Source organism: Streptomyces sp. NPDC091209, assembly GCF_044757755.1.
Taxonomy (GTDB): Bacteria; Actinomycetota; Actinomycetes; order Streptomycetales; family Streptomycetaceae; genus Streptomyces.
This window is the reverse complement of record NZ_JBIVVR010000001.1, coordinates 835,433-855,047: the sequence shown is the minus strand read 5'-3', so window position 1 is coordinate 855,047 and position 19,615 is coordinate 835,433. Positions and strand designations below refer to the sequence as shown.

Here is a 19,615-nt window from a genome sequence, read left to right as displayed (position 1 = left end):
TACCGCGCGCCGACGTACCCACGTGCGGGTCAGGCGGCTTGCAGCGGGGTGTCGTGGTCCGCGGCGAGGGGATCGGCGCGGCGGGCGGACAGCAGGCGGGCGTCGCGGGCCGGGTCGATCAGCGTGACGGCGGCGGTTCCGCCCAGCAGGAGCAGCACTCCGGTGATCAGGAGCGCCTGCCGGTAACCCGCGGTCCCGTGGGTGTCCACGAGGTGCCCGACCAGGGTCGGGGCGATCAGACCCGCGGTGGTCACCACGGCGTTCATGATGCCCAGCGCGCCGCCGCGGCGGTCGGCCGGGGCCAGTTCGGCCACGGTGGTGGCGGCGACGCTGCCCATCGCCCCGGCGCAGCCGAATCCGGCGACCAGGAGGACGACGGTCGCGGCGCCGGCCGGTGCCACCGGCAGGGCGAGGCATGCCGCGGCGCCGGTGAGCATCAGGATGCCGCCGACCCCGCCGCGTGCCCGTCGGCTCGTGGTCCCGCGGCGCAGCAGCCATCCGGTCAGGCCGGCCTGACCGAGCACCACGACGCCGCTCAGTCCCCAGACCAGCATGAGCAGTTGCGCGGACGCGGCCGATGAGTACCCCAGGCCGTCGTGCAGGAAGGACGGGAGCCAGACCAGGCAGAAGGCGATCACCCAGTAGGTGCCGAAGTACGCGGCCGTGGCACCGATCCAGGTGCGGGTCGCGATGATCCGGCGGTACGGCGTTCCGCGCGGGCCGCCACCCGCCCCGGCTGCGGACTCCGCCGCCTCGGCTCCCTCGGCCGTACGTTCGACGTCGGGGCCCGCACCGGTGTCGGGTCCGTCGGCCGGGACCGGCGCAGGGGTCCCGGTGTCGTGCGCCGCCGCGTACGCCCCCTCCCCGCCGAAGGGGATCCACAACAGGGCCCACACCGCGCCGGCGATCGCCACCACCGCGACCGCGGTGCGCCAGCCGTGCTGGTGGATGACCCAGGTCAGCACCGGGGCGGCGACCAGGACGCCCAGGGTGATGCCCAGCACGATCAGCGCCCCGGGCAGGTTGCGCCGGCGGTCGGGGAACCAGGAGAGGGCGGTCTGCTGGGCCACGGGGAACGCCGGCCCTTCGGCGGCGCCCAGGAGAACGCGTGACGTGACGAGCACGGCGAGCCCTCCGCCCAGGACCAGCGGAATCTGGGACAGGGACCACAGGACGGCCATCGTGAGCAGCAGCCACTTGGGCCGTACGCGGTCGGCGAGCAGCCCCACCGCGGCACCGCAGACCGAGAACAGCAGGAAGAACGCGCTGTTGGCCAGCCCGAAGGCGGACGCGGACAGGCCGAGGTCCCGGCGGACGGGGTCGGCCGCCAGGCCGAGTACGGACTTGTCGGCGAAGTTGACCATCATGAAGACGACGAGCAGCGCGGTGACGGTCCACGCACGGCGGCGCTGGTCAGGTGGTGTCTTCGCACGGCCGGCGGCCGCAGCGGGTACGACATCGGTGTCGGTCACAGGGGCTCCGCTGGAGAGGACGGGTCGGGAACGGGCGGGTCGGGAACGGGCGGGGCATGTCCGGCCGACGTCCTCAGGACAGGGGTTCGCCCGCGATCGCGATGCGCTCCATGACACGGCGCTGCGGGTAGTAGTCGTTGATCGCGTAGTGCTGCGTGGCGATGTTGTCCCAGATCGCGACGGAGCCGGGCTGCCAGTGGAAGCGGACCTGGTACTCGGGGATACGGGCCTGGAGCACCAGTTCGTGGAGCAGTTCCCGGCTCTCGGTGTCCGACAGTCCGGTGATCCGGGTGGTGAAGGGCTCGTTGACGTAGAGCAGCTTGCGGCCGGTGCGCGGGTGCCGTACGACCACCGGGTGTTCGACGGGCGGCAGGGACTCCCGGTGCGCCGCGATCTGGCTCTCCGTCATCGTCAGGCCCCAGCTCGGGACCCAGTCGTGCTCCGCGGTGAGCCCCTCGACACGGGCCTTCGTCCGCTCGGGCAGGTTGTCGTACGCGGCGGCCATGTCCGCCCAGAGGGTGTCGCCTCCCGCGGCGGGGACCTCGACCGCCCGCAAAACCGAGCCGAGCGCCGGTGCGGCCATGAAGGAGTGGTCGCTGTGCCAGATGTTCTCCGTGCCCATGGCCATGGCGTCCTTGGCCAGGCGCGAGACGCCGGCCGTGTCGCCGGTCGGGAAGAACGGGTTGGGCTCCGGCGCTCCCCACACCCCGGCGAGCGCGAGCTGCGAGTCCGGGTCGAAGGCGTGCTGGTCGCGGAAGAAGATCACTTTCCATTCCAGCAGCGCCTGCGCCAGCTCCGCGGCGAGTTCCTCGCCGATCGGGAGCGAGAGGTCGACGCCGGCGATCTCCGCGCCGATGTGCGGGGTGAGCGGACGGATGTCCATCAGGCGGTACTCGGCCGGGGCGACGCCGGGAGCGGTGCGCTCCAGCACGCGCTTCCCGTAGTGCATCAGAGGCTTGTCGAAGACGGGTGCGGGAGGGGTGACGACGCTGTCCATGGGCTCTCCAGAACGACAACCGGGATTTCGTTACCGGAAGTATCGTTATTGAGGTGCGCGGTGGCAAGGGTCTGGTGCGATCGGTGTGAACGGGGCGGTCCGGCGGGTTGAGGCTGGGTTGAACGGGGCGGCCCGGCGGGTTGAGGCTGGGTTGAGCGGAGTGGTCCGGCGGGGCCGCGGCGGTCAGGAAGCGGAGCCGACCGCGCGGGACACGAGATCCACCAGGTTTTCCACGAGCCGGGTGTCGGGCAGTTCCTGCTCGCCGATCAGCCGGAAGAGCAGCGGCGCGGCGACCAGGGTGGCCGCGGCCCGGACGTCGGTGTCGGGGCGTACGTCGCCTCGCTCGATACCGCGTTCGAGGATGCGTCGGGTCTCGCTCGTGATCCGCTCGGTGTACTGCGCGTACTGCGCCCTGCCTGCGCCCGCCTCGGCCGCCGCTCCGATCAGCCCCGCGATCAACCGGTCCGAGCCCGGCAGCCGGTACGCCTCCAGCCGGGCCGTGAGGACGACGTGCAGCTCGGCGCGGAAGTCGCCCAGGTCGGGCACGGACAGCTCGCCGATGCGGCTCTCGGCGGCGGCGATGACCAGGTCCTGCTTGGTGGGCCAGCGCCGGTAGATGGCGGGCTTGCTCACCCCGGCCCGCGCGGCGACGGCGTCCATCGTGAGGGCTCCGGTGCCCTGCTCGACGACCAGGTCGACGACCGCGTTCAGGACCGCTCCGGTGACCCGCTCCTCGCGCGGCCGACCCGGTCCCCGTTCCGTCCCCCGCGTCCGCGCACCCGTCATGCCCCGAGCCTACGGGGGCCGGAGTCCTGCCAGGGGATGAGGGCCCGCGCCGGAACATCCTGCTGGGAGGGTAGGAGGGGTGCCTCCGTGGGCACGATGCGTCTATGCGCGTCGACGAGGACGCTGGTCTCATCAGTCATGAGGAGGGGTCATGAACCGTCAGATCCGGATTCGCGTCAACCGTCGGCCCGCCGCTCCGCGCGAGATGCCGATCGACCGCAGGACGCCCTCGGGCCGCCTGCTGCCGTACTGACCCGCCCGTACTGACCCGCTCGTACCGCAGCACTCCCTCGGGGCCCTCCCGTCGTCGCCGGGCCCCGCGACGGCGGACTCGCGGGATCGACCCGGCCGCGTGGCCGTGCGGGGCTAACGCCCCAGTGCCGCACCGCCGTTGATGTGCAGGAGCTGGCCCGTCAGGTACGCCGCCTCCGGGGACGCCACGTACCGGACGGCGGCCGCGATCTGTGCGGGGTGGCCGGGCTGTCCGGTGAGGGACTGTGACACGCGGGCGGCGACGAACTCCGGGGTGGCGCGGTCCCCGAAGAACTCGGTGTCGCCGACGAAGCCGGGAGCGACCGCGTTCACGGTGATGCCCTCGGCGCCGACGCGCTGCGCGAGATCGTAGGTGTAGGTGTTGATCCAGCCCTTGGAGCCGCCGTACGCGCCGGGGCCGCGCAGCGAGGCGATCGAGGAGAGCTGCACGATGCGGCCGCCGGGGCGGCGCAGACGGGGGAGCAGGGCCTCGGTGAGCAGGACGGCGGTCAGGACGTTGGCGTCGAAGTTGCGCCGGTAGCTGTCGGCGACGGAGGCCAGGCTGCCGTCGTGCGGCACCGAGGCGTTTCCGCCCGCGTTGGCGACCAGGACGTCCACCGGGGTGTCGTCCGCGACGATGAACTCCCTTGCCGCGTCGACCTGTTCGGGGTCGGCCAGATCCGCCGCGTGCCAGGACGCGGTCGCCTGCCCGTAGCGCTCGTTCAGTCCGTCGGCGGCCTTGCGCAGGACGTCCTCGCGACGGCCGAGGAGCACCACCCGGTCTCCGTCCGCGGCGAACACCTCCGCCGTCGCCAGGCCGATCCCCGTACCGCCGCCGGACACCACCACACGCCGTCCGCCCATGTCCGTCCCACCCGTTCTCGGTATTCGTGGATATGAATCCTGGTCACGTACAGATATCGAGGGGGAGGCTACGGAGAGCCTGAGGAAGCGTCAAGCGTGTTTGCCGTTCACGCTGTTGACCGCCCGGCCGCTACAGCGGGGACTGCCAGGTGACGCTCGTACCGGCGTTGCCGGAGTCGTCGTCGCCCGAGTCGTCGTCGCCCGCGCCGGTGCGGCCGGCGTCCGCCGCGGTGCCGTTCGGGTCTCCGTCGTCGTGGACGGTCAGCCGGACGCCGGGGCGGCCGTCCGGCAGGGGCACCGTCACATCGACGGCGACCTCGATCCGCGACACCCCGGGGCGCCGGGACGCGGCGGCCAGTGCGCGCCGCAGCACGGCGAGCAGTTGCCCGGCCACCGGCTCGCCGAGTCTGTTCTCCACCGGACCCGTGAATCGGGTGGACGGCTGGATGCCGAGGACCGCCGCCGCGCCGGCCGTCTCGCGCAGCACCTTGCCGCGGAAGGTGGTGGGGGCGTCGGCGGGCGGCTGCTGCAGTGCGAAGATCGCCGTGCGCACCTCCTGGACCGTGGCCTCCAGTTCGTCGACCGCCCGGCCGATGGCCGCGGACACCTCCTCGGCCCCGTCGTCACCGGCCTCACCGTCACCGGCCCCGCTGTCACCGGCCCCGCTGTCGCCGCCCCCGTCGTTCCTGCGCCCCTCGTTCCTGCGCAGGGTGGACTCCAGCATCATGCCGGTCGCGAACAGGCGCTGTACGACCAGATCGTGCAGGTCGCGGGCGATGCGGTCGCGGTCCTCGTACACCGCGAGGAGCTCACGGCTGTGCCGCGCGTCGGCGAGGACGAGGGCGAGCGCGGCCTGCGAGGCGAACTGGGTGGCCAGCAGACGTTCGACCTCCGTGTACGGGCGGTCCCCGCGTCCGCGCGGCAGGGCCAGCGTGCCGATGAGACGGCCCTCGGTCTGCAGGGGCAGCATCATGGTCGGCCCGTACCGGGACCGTACGGGGGTCGTCATCCGCGGGTCGGTCGCCGAGTCCTCGATGAACAACGGTTCCCCGCCCAGGAGTTGTTCGAGGACGGGGCTGCCGGGCGCGATGGTGGTGCCCACGATCCCGGCGGGGTCCTCGTGGGTGGAGACGACCACGATCTCCATGCCGCCCTCGTCCGTGGGCTTGAGGATGACGCCCGCGGAGGCGCCCGCGAGGATCCTGGCGCGTTCGGCGACCGTCAGCAGCGCGTCGGCGTCGGTCCCCCCGCTGAGCAGGGCGGTGGTGACGGCCGCGGCGCCCTCGATCCAGCGTTCCCGCTGCCGGGCCGTCTCGTACAGCCGGGCGTTGGCGATCGCGATACCGGCCTGCGTGGCGAGCAGGCGCACGAGTTGTTCGTCCTCACGGGTGACGGGCCCGGTGGACTTGTCCGCGAGGTAGAGGTTGCCGAACACCTCGTCCTCGACCCGGATGGGGACGTCCAGGCAGAGGCCGGCCTCGGGGGTCCCGGGGGACTCGGGGACCCCGGGGGTCTCAGGGGCCTTGGTCGCTTTGGGGGCCTCGGTGGCCTCGGTGGCCTCGGTGGCCTCGGTGGCCTCGGTGGCCTCGGTGGCCTCGGCGGCCTCGGCGGCCTCGGCGGCCTCGGGGGACTCGGAAGACCCGGAGGACCTGGAGCGAGGGCCGGGCTGAGCCGCGGGCGCCCCCTTCGCGGGCGTCTCCTCCGTGTGCGGCTCTTCCGCGCGCGGTCCCTCCGTGTGCGGCGGCTCCGTACCGTGCGGCTCCGCCGTGCGGATCCGTACCAGTCCGTCCCGTCCCGGGTCCGCCATCCGCAGGGCCGCGTACCGGGCCCCCGTCAACTCGGCGGCGGCGTCCACGATCCGCTGGAGGGTGCCGCGCAGTTCGAGCTCGGTGCCGACGCTGAGAACCGCTTCGAGGAGGGGCGGGAGTCCGGGCACGGGATCGGTCATACGAGGCCCTCGGACGCCTGGACCTGGAGGTCAGTTCGCCAGCGGGTCCAGGATCATCGGCTCGATCTTGCCCTCCAGCATGTAACCGAGGCCCTGTACGGCGCAGACGTCGGGCCGCTCGGCGATGTGGACGGGCACACCGGTCGCCTGCCGCAGCATCTGGTCGAGCCCGGGAAGCAGCGCGCTGCCGCCCACCATCATGATCCCGCGGTCGGCGAGGTCGGCCACCAGATCGGGCGGGCAGGACCGCAGCACCTTGCCGATGCCGTCCAGTACGGCGGTCAGCGGCGTCTCGATCGCCAGGCGTACGGCGGCGGTGTCGACCTGCACGGAACGGGCCAGGCCGGTCGCCACGTCCCGCCCGTGGATCTCGGTCAGGGCCGGGCCGTGCGGGGTGAGCCCGTTGCCGGAGAGGGCGAGCTGCAGGGGCCGTACGGCCTGACTCGGCAGCATCAGCTCGTGCTGGTGGCGCAGGTGCTGCACGATCGCGTGGTCGACGGCCTCGCCGCCGACCGGGATGCGCTCGGCGGTGACGATCGAGCCCAGCGACAGCACGGCGAGCTGGGTCGCGGCGGCCCCGCACACCATGATCATGGTGGCCTCGGGCCGCTCGACGGGCAGCCCGCAGCCGACCGCCGCCGCGATGAGCGTGTCGACGAGCTCGACCCGCCGCGCCCCGAGCCCGACCAGCGTCTCGATCGTGGCGCGCTGGGCGAGCGGGCCCGCGTCGTGCGGGGTGCAGGCCGCGGCCCGCAGCCGGGGCTTGCGGCGCAGGGTGCGGCGGACCTTGTCCCCCAGGAGCTGACGCAGCATCCGCTGGGCCATGTCGATGTCGACGACGGTGCCGCCGGACACCGGGCGCACCACCCGGATGTACTCGGGGGTGCGGCCCGTCATCCGCTCCGCGAACTCCCCCACCGCGATCAGCGCGCCGGTCTTCGTGTTGATCGCCGCGACGCTCGGCTGGTCGACGACCAGGCCCGCGCCCCGCACCCATACACGGGTCCGCGCCGCGCCCATGTCGACGGCGAAGTGACAGCGGCGAAGCTGCTCCAGACTGGCGGTCATGGCAGGTCCTCCCGAGAGCGCAGACCGTGGGGCTCCGCCGGGCGGCGGTCCTCTCTCGTATCCTGCGCGCGTGGGGCGCGGGGCGCCCCTTTTGGAGGGCCGGGCGGGGTGCCCCCGGGCTCACGGGCCAACCGTGCTCCACGGACTCCCCGTCTACCGGCTCCCCGTCTACGGATTCCCGTCCACGGAGTCCCCGTCCCCAGACCCCTGCTCCCCGGACCCAGGCTTCCCAGACCTCTGCTCCCCGGAGTCCCGCTCCCCGGACCCCGGCTCCCCGGAGTCCCGCTCCGTGGATGCTCGCTCCCCGGACCCCCGTTCAGCGGATTCTCGCTCCCCGGACCCCCGTTCAGCGGATTCTCGCTGTACGGAGGTGTCCGACGGGGGCGGCGTCCGGGCCGGGGGGAGCGATGCGCTCTCGCGGAGTCGTACCGAGCAGGCCACCGAAAGGCCCGGCACCGGCCAGCGGCGCAGCCCCTCGTGCACGGCGCGCTGGGCCGCGCCCGCGCGGCGCAGCGGGTGACGGCGGGTGATGCGCCCCGCCTCCTTGACGAGATGGTCGAGGAGCAGCCTCGACACGTCGTGGGTCTCGTCGCGCACGAAGGCCACCGGGTCGTCCACGTGCCAGGACAGTTCCACCGAGGCGGCGAACGAACTGCCCCCGGAGCTCGGCAGACGCAGTTCGTGCGCGGCGCCATGGGTGGTGAGGTCGACCTCGTAGTACGTGATGAGGGAGCGCGGCGGACGCTTGCCCCGCGGCCGGTCGAGGTCGAGGAGCGTCAGCGAGGTGTCGGGGTCCGTGTGCACCACGGCGGTGCGACCCTGCTCCGCGCCCCGGAGCCGGGTGAGGTCCCGGGTGGTGAACGGGCCCCGGACCAGGTCGCGTCGAACCGGTTCGAGTTCCGGGAGACGCTCGGGGAGGTCCAGGGTGCAGTACCAGGCGTCCGGGCCGTCCGCCCTGACGTCGGCCCGGCCTTCTGACGGGGGCCGCCGGTGCAGCGGGTGGAAGCGGTCCGGGGACGGCGTGGTGCCGCCGCCGCTCATCAACTCCTCGTACAGAACGGGCGAGAGCACGACCATGATGTCCGCCTCGGGGCGGTCCAGGCCGGGCCGGAGGTCGGGCGGCACGGTCGGGCTGCCCGCGCGGGCGAACAGCGCGGTGTGCCAGAACGTCACCCGGATTCTCGGAGGCTCATCCAACTCCAGCAGCGCGCCCGGCAGTTCACGCACCACCACGTTCAGCGCGGTCAGTACGGAGGCGTCGGGCACGGTGATCACGACGTAGCCGTTGTCGCGGCCGAGGAGTTCGTACTCGTTCGGCGCCATGTCGCTCAGGGAGAGCAGCCAGGCCAGCGTCCGGCCGAGCACGCTGTGCGTGTGCGGATCCTCGACGGAGTCCGCGCCGTACTCGACGGCGATGATCGGGCTGCCGCGTTCGGGCGCGGAGCGCAGTTCGCGGTACAGCTCCAGCAGGGCGGGGTCCGGCTCGCCGGTCGCCCGGAGCTCCTCGTACGCCCGGTACGACTCGATGGCCTCGGCGACGCGGCCCTGGCCCTTGAGCGCGAGGATGTGCAGCCGCCGGAAGTCCTCGCGCCGGGGGTGGGACCGCAGGAGTTCCCCGAGGTCGCTCGCCGCGCGACTGAAATCGCCGCTCTCCAGGTCGAGTTCGGCACGGGTGGCACAGAGGTTCAGGCGCAGGGCGCGAAGCCGTCCGCGGGCCGCCTCGGCGGCGGGGCCGGGAACGTCGTACACCGGGTCACCGGCCCACAGGTCGAGAGCCCGCCGGAGGCACGCGCCGGCGGCCTGCGGGTCCCCGGCGTTCCGGTGGGCCTTCGCGCGGGCGACGAGATCCTCGCACAGCGCGAGGTCGACGCAGTCGGGGTCGGCGTGCAGGGCGTAACCGTCCGCGGTACGGGCCAGGACGCCGGGGCCGAGGGCCTCGCGGACGGCAGCCGCGTCCGTGGCAAGCAGGCGCGCCGCCCGCTGCGGGGCCCGCCCTTCCCACAGCCCCTCGGTCAGCTCGGCGTGCGTCGCGGGCCGGCCGCGGCGCAGGAGCAGCATGCACACCAGGGCCTGCTGCCGGGGCGAGAGCGTACGGACGGTGCGGTCGCCCCGGGTGATCCGTACCCGTCCCAGGATGCGGTACCGGTGGCGTGCGGCCTCGGCGGCTTCCAGGGCCTGGGCGAAGGACGGGGTGAAGAAGAGATCCATGCCGCGTCGCTGGGCCTGCGGGTCCGAGGAGGTCAGCGGATTGAGGATGTCGGACATCAGGGCCCTGAACTCGCTGGGTACCGCGTTGAGTTCACCGGATCCGGCTCCGTTGGTCAGTTCCCGCAGCAGGCTGCCGAAACCGTGCAGATCCTGGGACGGGTCGCGGTCCCGGCCGGTCCCCAGTGCGAAGTGGGTGATCTTCAAGCCGCCGTCCGGCCGGACGATCAGGCCGTTCGGTGTGAGCCTGCCGTGCGTGACGCCCCGCTCGTGCACGGCCCTGAGACCGCGTGCGAGCTGCTGGGCCACGGGGGCGAGCAGCGAGAAGGGCAGGGCGAAGCCGCCCTCCGCGGTGAGTTCCGCCACGGTGAGTCCCTCGGTGAACTCCGAGACCAGGTACGGGACGTTCTCCTCGATGCCGAAGTCGTGCACCGTGAGGACGTTGGGATGCCCGACACCGGCGAGTGCGGCGGCGTCATCGAGGAACCCTTCGTGCGCGCTCGGCGCGTAGGCGTGCACCACCACGTTCCGGCCGCTCCGCGTGTCCTCGGACAGCATCAACTGCCCGCCCCGGCCAAGCCGTCGCACCAGCCGGTACCGGCCGAGCACCAGCCCCCCGGTCCGGGGCGCCGCCCCGCCCCCCAGCCGTCGGACGCTCTCCTCGCGCACCGAGGCGAACTCCTCGCCGTCGGCCGTCGCGTCTCCGGGGCCGGGGGCGACCACGGGGAACTCCCCGGCGGCCACCCCGGCCCGCGCGTCGATCAACGCGCCGACCCTGCCCAGGAGTTCGCTGGTACGGCCGTGCGCGGTGCGCGGCAGCGTGCGCAGCAGGAGTTCGCGCACCCCGGGCCGGAAGGCGTACGAGCCGGGCGGGCCCGGCCGGCCGGCGCTGAGGAGACCGCTGAGGATCACCTCGGCGAGATGCTGCGGCCGGGGGCTCCGCTCGATCGCGGCGTGCACCAGCCGCATCACGGGCAGCTCCGGCCGTCCCACGGCGAGATGACCGGCGAGCCGGAACGCCTCGGGGGAGGCCGTGGAGCGGAACCGCAGGACGAGCTCCTCGGCGGAGAGCCGCTCGACGTCGCCGCGGCCGTGCTCGTCGAGCGGGGCGGGTACCGGAGCCGTGTCCAGCATCGCCACCGAGCCCGGGAGCCGGCCGCCGCCGGCCACCAGCGAGGACCAGTTCGCCAGCCAGCGGGCGGCCGGCTCCAGGACGGGCAGCGCGAGCGCGGGACCGGTGCCGGGCAGGTCGTCCGAGAGGCAGGAGTCCACGGTGTAGGCGGAGTTGGGGGCGGCGGGCCAGGGAGCGGTGAGACGCGCGGTCGTCGCGGGCAGGGCCGTGGTGCGCCACAGCCGCTCGGGCAGCGGCTGCAGCACGGCGACGGGCATCCGGGCCGCCCAGCGGCGCAGCGTGCGGTACCAGCGGGTGCCCGCCGGGCCGCCCCGCCACTGCGCTCCCATGCAGTCGCTGACCAGCAGGGTGACCGTACGGCCGTCCGCGTACGACTCCTGCGAGCCGGGCCGTCGTACGGTCCCCCCGGCGGTGAGCTGGTGCAGCTCCACCGTGCGGAAGACGCCCGACTGGGCGAGCACGGTGTGCAGTTCGCGGACGAGCGGGCGCCAGACGGGCATCGTGGGCCCGGTGTCGTGCACGAGATGCAGGGTCAGCCAGCGCTCGGTGGCCGGGCGCAGCACCGGCAGCCACCACTGGGGTGCCGCGCCGAGCCGCGCGATCCGGTGGGCGGTCGCCTCCTCGTCCAGGGTGTGGCCGGCGGGCGCGGGCACCCGGCGCTTGAGCGGACGCAGGGTGCGCTGCAGCGCGAGCGGGTGGGGCAGCATCGGCGGAGCGGGGGCGAGGAGCGTGGTGTGCGGCGTGTTCGTCGGGCCGTCGTCCGCCGCGTCCCGGCCGGTGCCGGTCGCGTCCCGGTCGGGGGAGCCGGAGCCGGGCAGGCGCAGGGGGACGCGACCGTCGCCCGGACGGTCCGGACCGGCGGGCGGGTCCCCGGGGGGCGGGTCCGGGGGCACGTCCGTCCGCGCGGGGGCCTCCGGGGGCGTACGCGCTGAGGCGGGGCGCCCGCCGGGCCGGGGCGGGCCGGGTGCCACGACCGCCGGCTCTTCGATGTGCCCCGCGAGCCACAGCAGTTCGGCCAGTTCCACGGAGGTCGGCGTCTCCCCGCCACCGACCCGCCCCAGCAACGCGGCGAGCAGGGCCGGACCCGGGTCCGGCCCGGCGTCCGGGACCGGATGCGCGGGAGCGCCCGGGACCGGATTCCCGGGAGCCTCCGGGACCCGGTGCGCGGCCGTGCCCGTGACCGGGTTCTCGGGGGCGTCCGGGACCCGGTGCTCGGGAGTGTCCGGGGCCTCAGAACTCATCGTCGTCCCGTGTGCTGCTGAGGTAGGGCATCAGCTGCTCGGCGAGATCGTCGCGCGATGCCGCGTCGATGCCCGCCGTACCGGTCAGGTAGAGGGCGTTCAGGAGTTGGTCCGTGGCGAGTTCGCCCCCGGTGCCCCGGGAGAGGAAGCGGGCGATCAGCTCGCGGGCGTAGGCGTCGGGCTCGCCGAGATGGGCGCGGACGATGCTCTCCAGGTGGGCGTCGCGCGGCTGGTGGAGTTCGAGCCGGACGCACCGGCGCAGGAAGGCGGGCGGGAACTCGCGCTCGCCGTTGCTGGTCAGGACGACGAAGGGGAAGGCGCGGCAGCGCACCCGGCCCCGGGAGACGGTGATCCGCTCGTCCGTGCCGGCCACCATCACCTCGGCCGCCGGGGTGTGGCGGGCCGACCGGACCAGCTCCGGGATCTCGAACTCGCCCTCCTCCAGGATGTTCAGCAGGTCGTTCGGCAGATCGAGGTCGCTCTTGTCGATCTCGTCGATGAGCAGGGCCCGGGGGCGCCGGTAGGGGAGCAGGGACGTGCCGAGCGGGCCGAGCCGCAGATGGTCCTGCAGATCGCCGCCGACCGGGATCTCGTGCGCGGCGGCACGGCCGGCGGCGTACAGCCGGGACAGCGGGTCGTACTGGTAGAGGCCGTCGTGCAGCGTGGTGCGGCTGGTGATGTTCCAGCGCAGCACCGGACCGAGCCGCAACTCCCGAGCCACCGCGTACGCGAGGGAGGACTTCCCGCTTCCCGGCGGACCCGTCACCAGCAGCGGGCGGCGCAGGTACAGCGCCGCGTTCACGAGCTGGACGGCCCGGTCGGTCGCCCGGTAGGTGCGGGCGCGATGCCTGCGGTCGGGGGAGGCCGTTGAGGTGTCGCCGTCCTCGGCGGGAGTCTCCAGCTCGGGACCGCCGTCGAAATCGCGCCACGGCGGCGGCGCGGGCAACTCGGCGATACCGTCGTGGGGCTCGCTCCCACCCGTGTAGACGGGCCACAGGGACATGCGCTCTCCTCTTTCGTTTCTCGCGTGCTCGCGTGCTCGCGTGCCGGTCTCCGCGCGGACCCCGGGTGCTCAGCCCACGGGTGAGTGCAGATAGCCGACCGGGTCGGGGAGGCATCTGGGGTCCTCCCAGAGCAGCGCCAGGTCGTTCGCCCAGTGCGGTTCGGGACCGTCGTCCGCGTACGCCGTCTCGCGCAACTCGTGTATGTGCGAGGGGAGGTCCGAGGGCGGGAGATCCGCGAGATGGACGGCGAGACGGTCCAGGAACGCCGCCCCCGTGCAGTCCTCGTGCGCCCCGCCCCGCTGTTCGCCGCGGCAGCCGCTGCGCGGCCAGAGCATCACCGGGACCGCCGCGTTGAGGCTCGCCTGGAACAGCCGGCGGGTGCCCTCGGCGCGCGGCGGGGAGGCGAAGCCCACCATGTCGGCGCCGCGCCGCAGCCCGATGGTCAGCCGTACCGGATCCTGGCCGAGCGCCCCGCAGCCGATGCGGTGCAGCCGTGGCGCGGACCGCCCCTCCAGCCGCTGCCACTTCTGCAGCAGCTTGTGCTGGAGGCCTCCGCTGCGCCGCCGCTCCAGGTCCATCACCACGAGCGGCGCGAAGGAGCCGAGCGGGCTGTCGTCGTCGGCGCTGCGCTGCCAGTGCGCCACATCGGTGTTGAGCCAGCGGCGCGGAAGCACGAACGCGATCAACTCGCGCGCCCCAGGCTCCAGTTCGTGGTACGCCTCGTCGATGCGCTCCAGTGCGTAACCGCGCACCCGGTCGGCGGGCAGGGCGCGCGAGCCGACGACACGGCGGTGCCGGCCGTTGTACGCGGAGACCTCGACGAGGAACTGGTGGTCGCCCGAACCGCTGGGCGCGATCTCCACCAGGATCGGCGACCAGGGCTGCGTCCCGGCCGGGGACCGGACCGCGGGGTCCATGGGCGGCCGGGGGCGCCGGCCGTACGCCCGGGACGGCCAGGCCCGTAACGCGCCCCGCGTCGGCGCGTCCTCGGTGAAATCGGCGAGCCGCGCGGCGAACCGGACGACGGCACCGGTGTCGGGCACCTCGGAGAGCAGATACCAGGCCGCGTCCCACAGTGACCGGAACCGCCGCCCCGGCAGCGGCGGTCCGAACGGGCCCACGGCGTCGCCGTACAGTCGCTCCGGGCTGCACTCGGGCCGCCCGTCGAACTCCGGCCCCCGCGCCAGCACCAGCTCGCGCAGCCGCTCCTTGTCCACCCGCCCGTACTCCGGTGTCGGTATCAGCTCGCCGAGCCGCGGCCAGTAGCGGGCCATGACGTGCGCGGGCAGCATCCGTCCGTTGCGGATCCCCGCGTCCCGTGCGGCGGCGGACACCATGCCCACCACCCGTCCGGAGTCCGCGAGGGTCACCGCGGCGCCGCTGAAACCGGGCGCGAGCGGCTGTCCGTGCGCCGCCCAGGCCTCCAGCTGGACCCACTCGTCCGCGATCAACTGGGCCGCGGTGGCCCGGTATTCGGCGAGGGTCCCCTCCTCGTAGCGCTTGGGGAAGCCGTACGCCACCAGTCTGCGCGGCGGATCGCCGTAGGCGTCCGACGGCGCCGCGAACTCGGCGGGCTCCAGCGGTACGGAACGGTCGAGTTCGAGGACGGCGACATCGCCGGGGTCGGTGTCGTGACCGTCCCAGCCGCCGTGCGCCACCACCTTCGCGGGCAGGGCGTTTTCCTCCCGGGCGAAGGAGACGCTCACCTGCGCGGTCCCGCTGCGCGCCACCACATGGGCGCAGGTCAGCACATGCCGCTCGGTGACGAGGAAGCCCGCGCCCGTCTCCCGCCCACAGGTGATCCTGGCCTGCCAGGAGGCGCTGTTCATGACCGCACGGCGGTCCCGGGCGCACCGGTCTCCGGCCCGGAGGCAGGGGGAGTCCCGGGCCCGGTCCGGGTCTCCGGCGGGACACCCATTCCGGGCGTGCCGCCGGTTCCGGGCACGGCCCCGCCGGCCCCGCTCCGGGACATGGCCCCGGTCCCGGCCTCCGGCCCGGACGCAGGGGGTATGGACGGTATTCCGGGCCTGTTCCCGGACGCGCCGCCGTTGCCGGGTCTGACCCCGGTCCCGGCTGCCGGCCCGATCCCGGGCGTGGCCCCGGGCCCGACGGGTGTGGCCCCGGGCCCGTCGGGTGTGGTCCCGGGCCCGTCGGGTGTGGTCCCGGGCCCGTCGGGTGTGGTCCCGGGCCCGTCGGGTGTGGTCCCGGGCCCGTCGGGTGTGGCCCCGGGCCCGTCGGGTGTGGCCCCGGGCCCGTCGGGTGTGGCCCCGGGCCCGTCGGGTGTGGCCCCGGGCCCGTCGGGTGTGGCCCCGGGCCCGACGGGCGTGCCGCCCGCCCCGGGCTCGTCTCCAGGGGCCGAGTCAGGGGTGGGCCGGGAGCTGTCCCGCCCGGACTCTCCCGGCGCCCACGAGAGCTTGACGACCAGATGGCCCTCGACCGCGCTCTTCGCGATGAACGCGCCCGCCTCGGCGGTGAGTTTGACCCCGAACTCGATCTCGACGGAGTCGGGCCGCAGGCTCCCGTCGCGGAACACCCGCAGCGCCGAGTGCGCGGCGGCCCGCACGCCCTCCAGGGCGCCCTCGAAGGTGCGCGTGGCCTGCACCGTGCCGTCGTCGCGGGCCACGAGCCGGGAGCCGGACCCGTCGTCCACCGCCTCCACGACGACCAGTGCCCCGTCATCGGTCTTGAACTCCACCAAACCGTCCATGGCGCACCCCCGTTGTCCCTGACGTCCGAGCACCGACATTGTTCCGGACGGCAGTTGGGACTGTCCCGGTTTCTGCTGCTCGTACCCACCTGTCCTGGCGGGAAGCCGCCAGGGCGCCTTCCCGCCAGGTTCCGTCAACGCCCCCGCAACACAAGCCCCCTGACACTCTTCGCAAGCGCCGGGCGCCACCCCTGCCCGGCGCGGGTCGGCCGACGAAGAGAGGGCACAATGACCAGAGGACCACTGAGACGTCCGGCGGCACTGCTGTCGGCCGGGCTCGTGCTCGCCCTGCTGCCCATGGGACGGGCGGGCGCGCTCGCCACGGCAGGCGCCGCGGACACCGGAGACACCGGCACCCCGGCGTCGACGCGAGCCGCCCTTGCCGCCCACACCGTCACCCTCGTGACCGGCGACAAGGTGACCGTCACCGACGTCGGCGGCGGAAAGAAGACCGTCTCCGTCGTGCGCCCCCGCGGCGCCACCGGAGCCGTGCGCACCCAGGTCGCCGACGGCGCCGTCACCGTCGTACCGGACGAGGCGCTGCCGTATCTGCGGGCCGGCACCCTCGACCGGCGGCTGTTCGACGTGAGCGAGCTGATACGGCAGGGGCTGACCGACCAGCGGACGGGCGAGCTGCCGCTGATCGTCACGTACGACCCGAAGGCACGCGCGACGACCCCCGGCGGGGCCGAACGGACGCGTTCGCTGCCGAGCATCCGCGGCGCGGCCCTCGACGCGGACAAGGGCCGGACCTTCTGGAAGGCGATGACCCGTCAGGCGGGGATCGGCAAGGTCTGGCTCGACGGGCGCGTCAAGGCCGACATGGCCCAGAGCAACGCGCAGATCGGCACCCCGAAGGCCTGGGAGGCCGGGCTCACCGGCAAGGGCGTGACCGTCGCCGTCCTCGACACCGGCGTCGACACGAGTCACCCCGATCTGGCCGGCCGGGTGACACAGACCAAGAGCTTCATCGACGGACAGGAGGTCGCCGACCGCAACGGGCACGGCACGCACGTCACCTCCACCATCGGCGGGGACGGCGCCGCCTCCGACGGCAAGGAGAAGGGCGTCGCGCCCGAGGCCACGCTCGCCGTCGGCAAGGTGCTCAGCGACCAGGGTTCGGGCAGCGAGTCGCAGATCATCGCCGGCATGGAGTGGGCCGCCCGCGATGTGCACGCCAAGGTGATCTCGATGAGCCTCGGCTCGTCCGAGCCCAGCGACGGCACCGACCCCATGGCCGCGGCCGTCGACACCCTCTCGAAGGAGACCGGCGCCCTCTTCGTCATCGCCGCCGGCAACACCGGCGCCCCCTCCTCCATCGGCTCGCCCGGCGCCGCCGACTCCGCCCTGACCGTCGGCGCGGTGGACTCCACCGACACGGCCGCCTACTTCACCAGCGCCGGACCCCGCTACGGCGACAACGCGCTCAAGCCCGACCTCTCCGCGCCCGGCGTCGGCATCCTCGCCGCCCGCTCCCAGCTCGTGAGCGGCAGCGGCTACTACACCTCCATGAGCGGTACGTCGATGGCGACACCGCACGTCGCAGGCGTGGCCGCGCTGCTCGCCCAGGAGCACCCCGACTGGACCGGCGCCCGGCTCAAGGACGCGCTGATGTCGACCTCGAAGCAACTCGACGCCTCCGCCTACCAGTTGGGCGCGGGCCGGGTGAGCGTCCCGGACGCGGTCGACGCGAAGATCACCGCCACCGGCAGCGCCGACCTCGGCTTCTACAGCTGGCCCTACGCGGACGACAAGCCCGTCACCCGGACGCTCACCTACACCAACTCCTCCGACGCGGCGGTGGAGTTGACGCTCGCCGCGGAGGGGGCCGGCGAGGGTGTCGCCACCCTCGCCGACACCACGCTCACGGTGCCCGCGCACGGCACCGCGTCCACCACGGTCACCGGCGACGGCTCGAAGGCGCCGGTGGGCGAGACCTCGGGACGGATCGTGGCGTCGGTGGCCGGCGCGCCCGTCGCGCACACCGCGTTCGGGCTGGTCAAGGAGGAGGAGCGGTACACGCTCACGGTCCATGTGAAGGACCGGGACGGCGCCCCGACCGCGGCCTACCTCGCGGTGCAGCAGCTCGCGCAGGACGCGGACGCGTACCCCGCCTCCGTCGGTGACTCCGGCACCCTGAAGCTGCGGCTCAAGCCCGGCACGTACAGCCTCACGTCGTTCCTCGACGTGCGCGGCAGCCACGGCGCCGACTCGCTCGGCATCGGCTTCCTCGCCGCACCCCAGATCACGCTCGACCAGGACCGCGAAGTCACCCTGGACGGGCGGACGTTGCGGGAGATCGGCGCGAAGGTCGACCGGCGCACCGAGACCCGGCAGCTCCTCATGGAGTACGACCGCAACGGCGGCGGCTCCGACCTCTTCGGCGCGGTCCAGGTACCCGTCAAGTACGACAGCATCTTCGCCGCGCCGACCCGGAAGGTCACGGAGGGCACCTTCGACTACCGGACCGTGTGGCGGCTCGGTAAGCCGCTCCTCGAAGTGGCGGGCGTCAAGGCGGCGCTCGCCCAGCCGGGCGGCACCCTGATCGAGGGCCGCAGCAGGCTCCCGCTCGTCGACGTCGGGGACGGGCCGTTCACCGGGGTGAGCGGCAAGGCCGTCCTCGCCCGGCTCACCGACGGCGTCGACCCGGCCGCGCTCGCCCAGGCGGCCCAGGACGCGGGCGCCAAGGCCCTGTTCGTCACCGACGACACTCCGGGACGCCTCAACGCCTGGTTCGGCACGGACGACAACGAGAACCGGCCGCTGCAGATCGCCACCGTCGACACGGCGGACGCGGCACGGCTGCGCGCGACCCGGACCGTCGACATGACCGGCACGCTCAACACGCCCTACGTGTACGACCTTTCGCACGGCTACAAGAACGGCATCCCGGACCGGAACCTCACCTACGCGCCCGACCGCGGTGAACTGGCCGTGCTGGACGCCAGGTTCCACGCCGTGAAGCCCGTCTCGGGCAGCGAGTTCCGCTACTCGATCGCCGAGCCGTTCCCCATCGGCCTCGGCTTCCAGGAGCGGATCGACTACCCGGCCGAGCGCACCGACTACGTCTCCACCGGCCCCGGGCAGACCTGGACGGAGTCCTCGTACGTCGGGGAGGGCACGCTGGAGGAGCGCAGCGGCCTGGTCCCCTACCGGGGCGGCACCCACGAGACCCTGAACTGGTTCAAGCCCGTCTGGCACCCCTGGCTCGGCACCGGACTGGGCTGGGGCCAGCAGCGCGCGGGCAACGTGATCCAGTTCAACACGCCCGGCTGGGGCGACTCGGGCCCCGACCACACCGGCTTCGGCGACGTGTGGAGCGACGACACCGGGATGACGCAGTTCACCGAGGTCTACCAGGACGGTGTCCTGCTCGGGCGGCGCAAGAGCTCCGCCGGATACGTCTGGGACGCGCCCGCCGACGAGCACACGTACAAGGTCGTCACGGACACCACCCTCGACCCGGAGCGCTGGAAGCTCTCCACGAAGGGCCACACCGAGTGGACCGTCCGCTCGGCGGCCACCCCCGAGGACCACTACACCTTCCTCCCGCTCATCAACCTCGGCTACGACGTCGACACCGACCTCGCGGGCGATGTGCGCGGCGGCCGGGTCCAGGTCGGCATCTACGCCGAGTACGTGAAGGGCGCGCCCGACACCGGCACCATCGGGGGCGGAAAGCTGGAGGTGTCCTACGACGACGGGACGACCTGGAAGGCCGTCCCGCTCACCGGCGGCGGCCGAGCCCGCTGGAAGGGCACGCTGAACGTGCCGCGCGACGCCGGGTTCGTGTCGCTCCGGGCCTCCGCACGGGACGACCGGGGCGGCACGGTCAGCCAGGAGACCATCCGGGCGGTGGGCGTCCGGTAACAGGCCGCCGGGCGGCGGGTTCCCCGGGGGAGAGCCCGCCGCCCGGCACGTCACCGGGCCGCCACCGTA

10 protein-coding genes and 1 pseudogene are annotated in these 19,615 nt (G+C 73.8%); 1 reads left to right on the top strand and 10 read right to left on the bottom strand.

Going from position 1 to position 19,615, the window contains the following annotated elements; all coding sequences use genetic code 11:
* Positions 1-29: 29 nt before the first annotated feature.
* The 10 genes and pseudogenes from ACIQRL_RS03770 to ACIQRL_RS03725 form a co-directional block, all read right to left on the bottom strand.
* A complete protein-coding gene (locus ACIQRL_RS03770; protein WP_401326548.1) occupies positions 30-1,472 on the bottom strand; it encodes an MFS transporter in 1,443 nt (480 codons plus the stop codon).
* Between the two features lie 73 nt (positions 1,473-1,545).
* Entirely contained in the window at positions 1,546-2,469 is a 924-nt protein-coding gene (locus ACIQRL_RS03765; RefSeq protein WP_401326546.1) for a TauD/TfdA dioxygenase family protein, read from the bottom strand.
* Positions 2,470-2,652: 183 nt separating this feature from the next.
* The gene (locus ACIQRL_RS03760; protein ID WP_401326543.1) at positions 2,653-3,255 is read right to left on the bottom strand and encodes a TetR/AcrR family transcriptional regulator; all 603 of its coding nucleotides are present in this window, start codon (positions 3,253-3,255) and stop codon (positions 2,653-2,655) included.
* A gap of 366 nt (positions 3,256-3,621) precedes the next feature.
* A complete protein-coding gene (locus ACIQRL_RS03755; protein WP_401326541.1) occupies positions 3,622-4,371 on the bottom strand; it encodes an SDR family NAD(P)-dependent oxidoreductase in 750 nt (249 codons plus the stop codon).
* A 130-nt stretch (positions 4,372-4,501) separates the two neighbouring features.
* Positions 4,502-6,319: a GAF domain-containing protein gene (locus ACIQRL_RS03750; RefSeq protein ID WP_401326539.1), complete on the bottom strand. Its 1,818-nt coding sequence runs from the start codon at positions 6,317-6,319 to the stop codon at positions 4,502-4,504.
* Between the two features lie 30 nt (positions 6,320-6,349).
* Entirely contained in the window at positions 6,350-7,387 is a 1,038-nt protein-coding gene (locus ACIQRL_RS03745) for a rod shape-determining protein (RefSeq protein WP_401326536.1), read from the bottom strand.
* Positions 7,388-7,555: 168 nt separating this feature from the next.
* Positions 7,556-11,965 carry an SAV_2336 N-terminal domain-related protein gene (locus tag ACIQRL_RS03740; RefSeq protein WP_401326535.1) on the bottom strand — a complete coding sequence of 1,470 codons (4,410 nt, stop codon included), beginning with the start codon at positions 11,963-11,965 and terminating at the stop codon, positions 7,556-7,558.
* Positions 11,955-12,968 (bottom strand): AAA family ATPase, encoded by a 1,014-nt coding sequence (locus tag ACIQRL_RS03735; RefSeq protein WP_401326534.1) that lies wholly within the window; start codon positions 12,966-12,968, stop codon positions 11,955-11,957. Before ACIQRL_RS03735 ends, ACIQRL_RS03740 begins: the two co-directional genes overlap by 11 nt.
* 69 nt (positions 12,969-13,037) lie before the next feature.
* The gene (locus tag ACIQRL_RS03730) at positions 13,038-14,798 is read right to left on the bottom strand and encodes a trypsin-like peptidase domain-containing protein (RefSeq protein ID WP_401326532.1); all 1,761 of its coding nucleotides are present in this window, start codon (positions 14,796-14,798) and stop codon (positions 13,038-13,040) included.
* A gap of 533 nt (positions 14,799-15,331) precedes the next feature.
* Positions 15,332-15,676 (bottom strand): annotated as a pseudogene (locus tag ACIQRL_RS03725) (CU044_2847 family protein); the annotation flags it as partial.
* A gap of 228 nt (positions 15,677-15,904) precedes the next feature.
* Between ACIQRL_RS03725 and ACIQRL_RS03720 the strand changes: the two are divergent.
* Positions 15,905-19,546: a S8 family serine peptidase gene (locus ACIQRL_RS03720; RefSeq protein ID WP_401326529.1), complete on the top strand. Its 3,642-nt coding sequence runs from the start codon at positions 15,905-15,907 to the stop codon at positions 19,544-19,546.
* Positions 19,547-19,615: the final 69 nt, after the last annotated feature.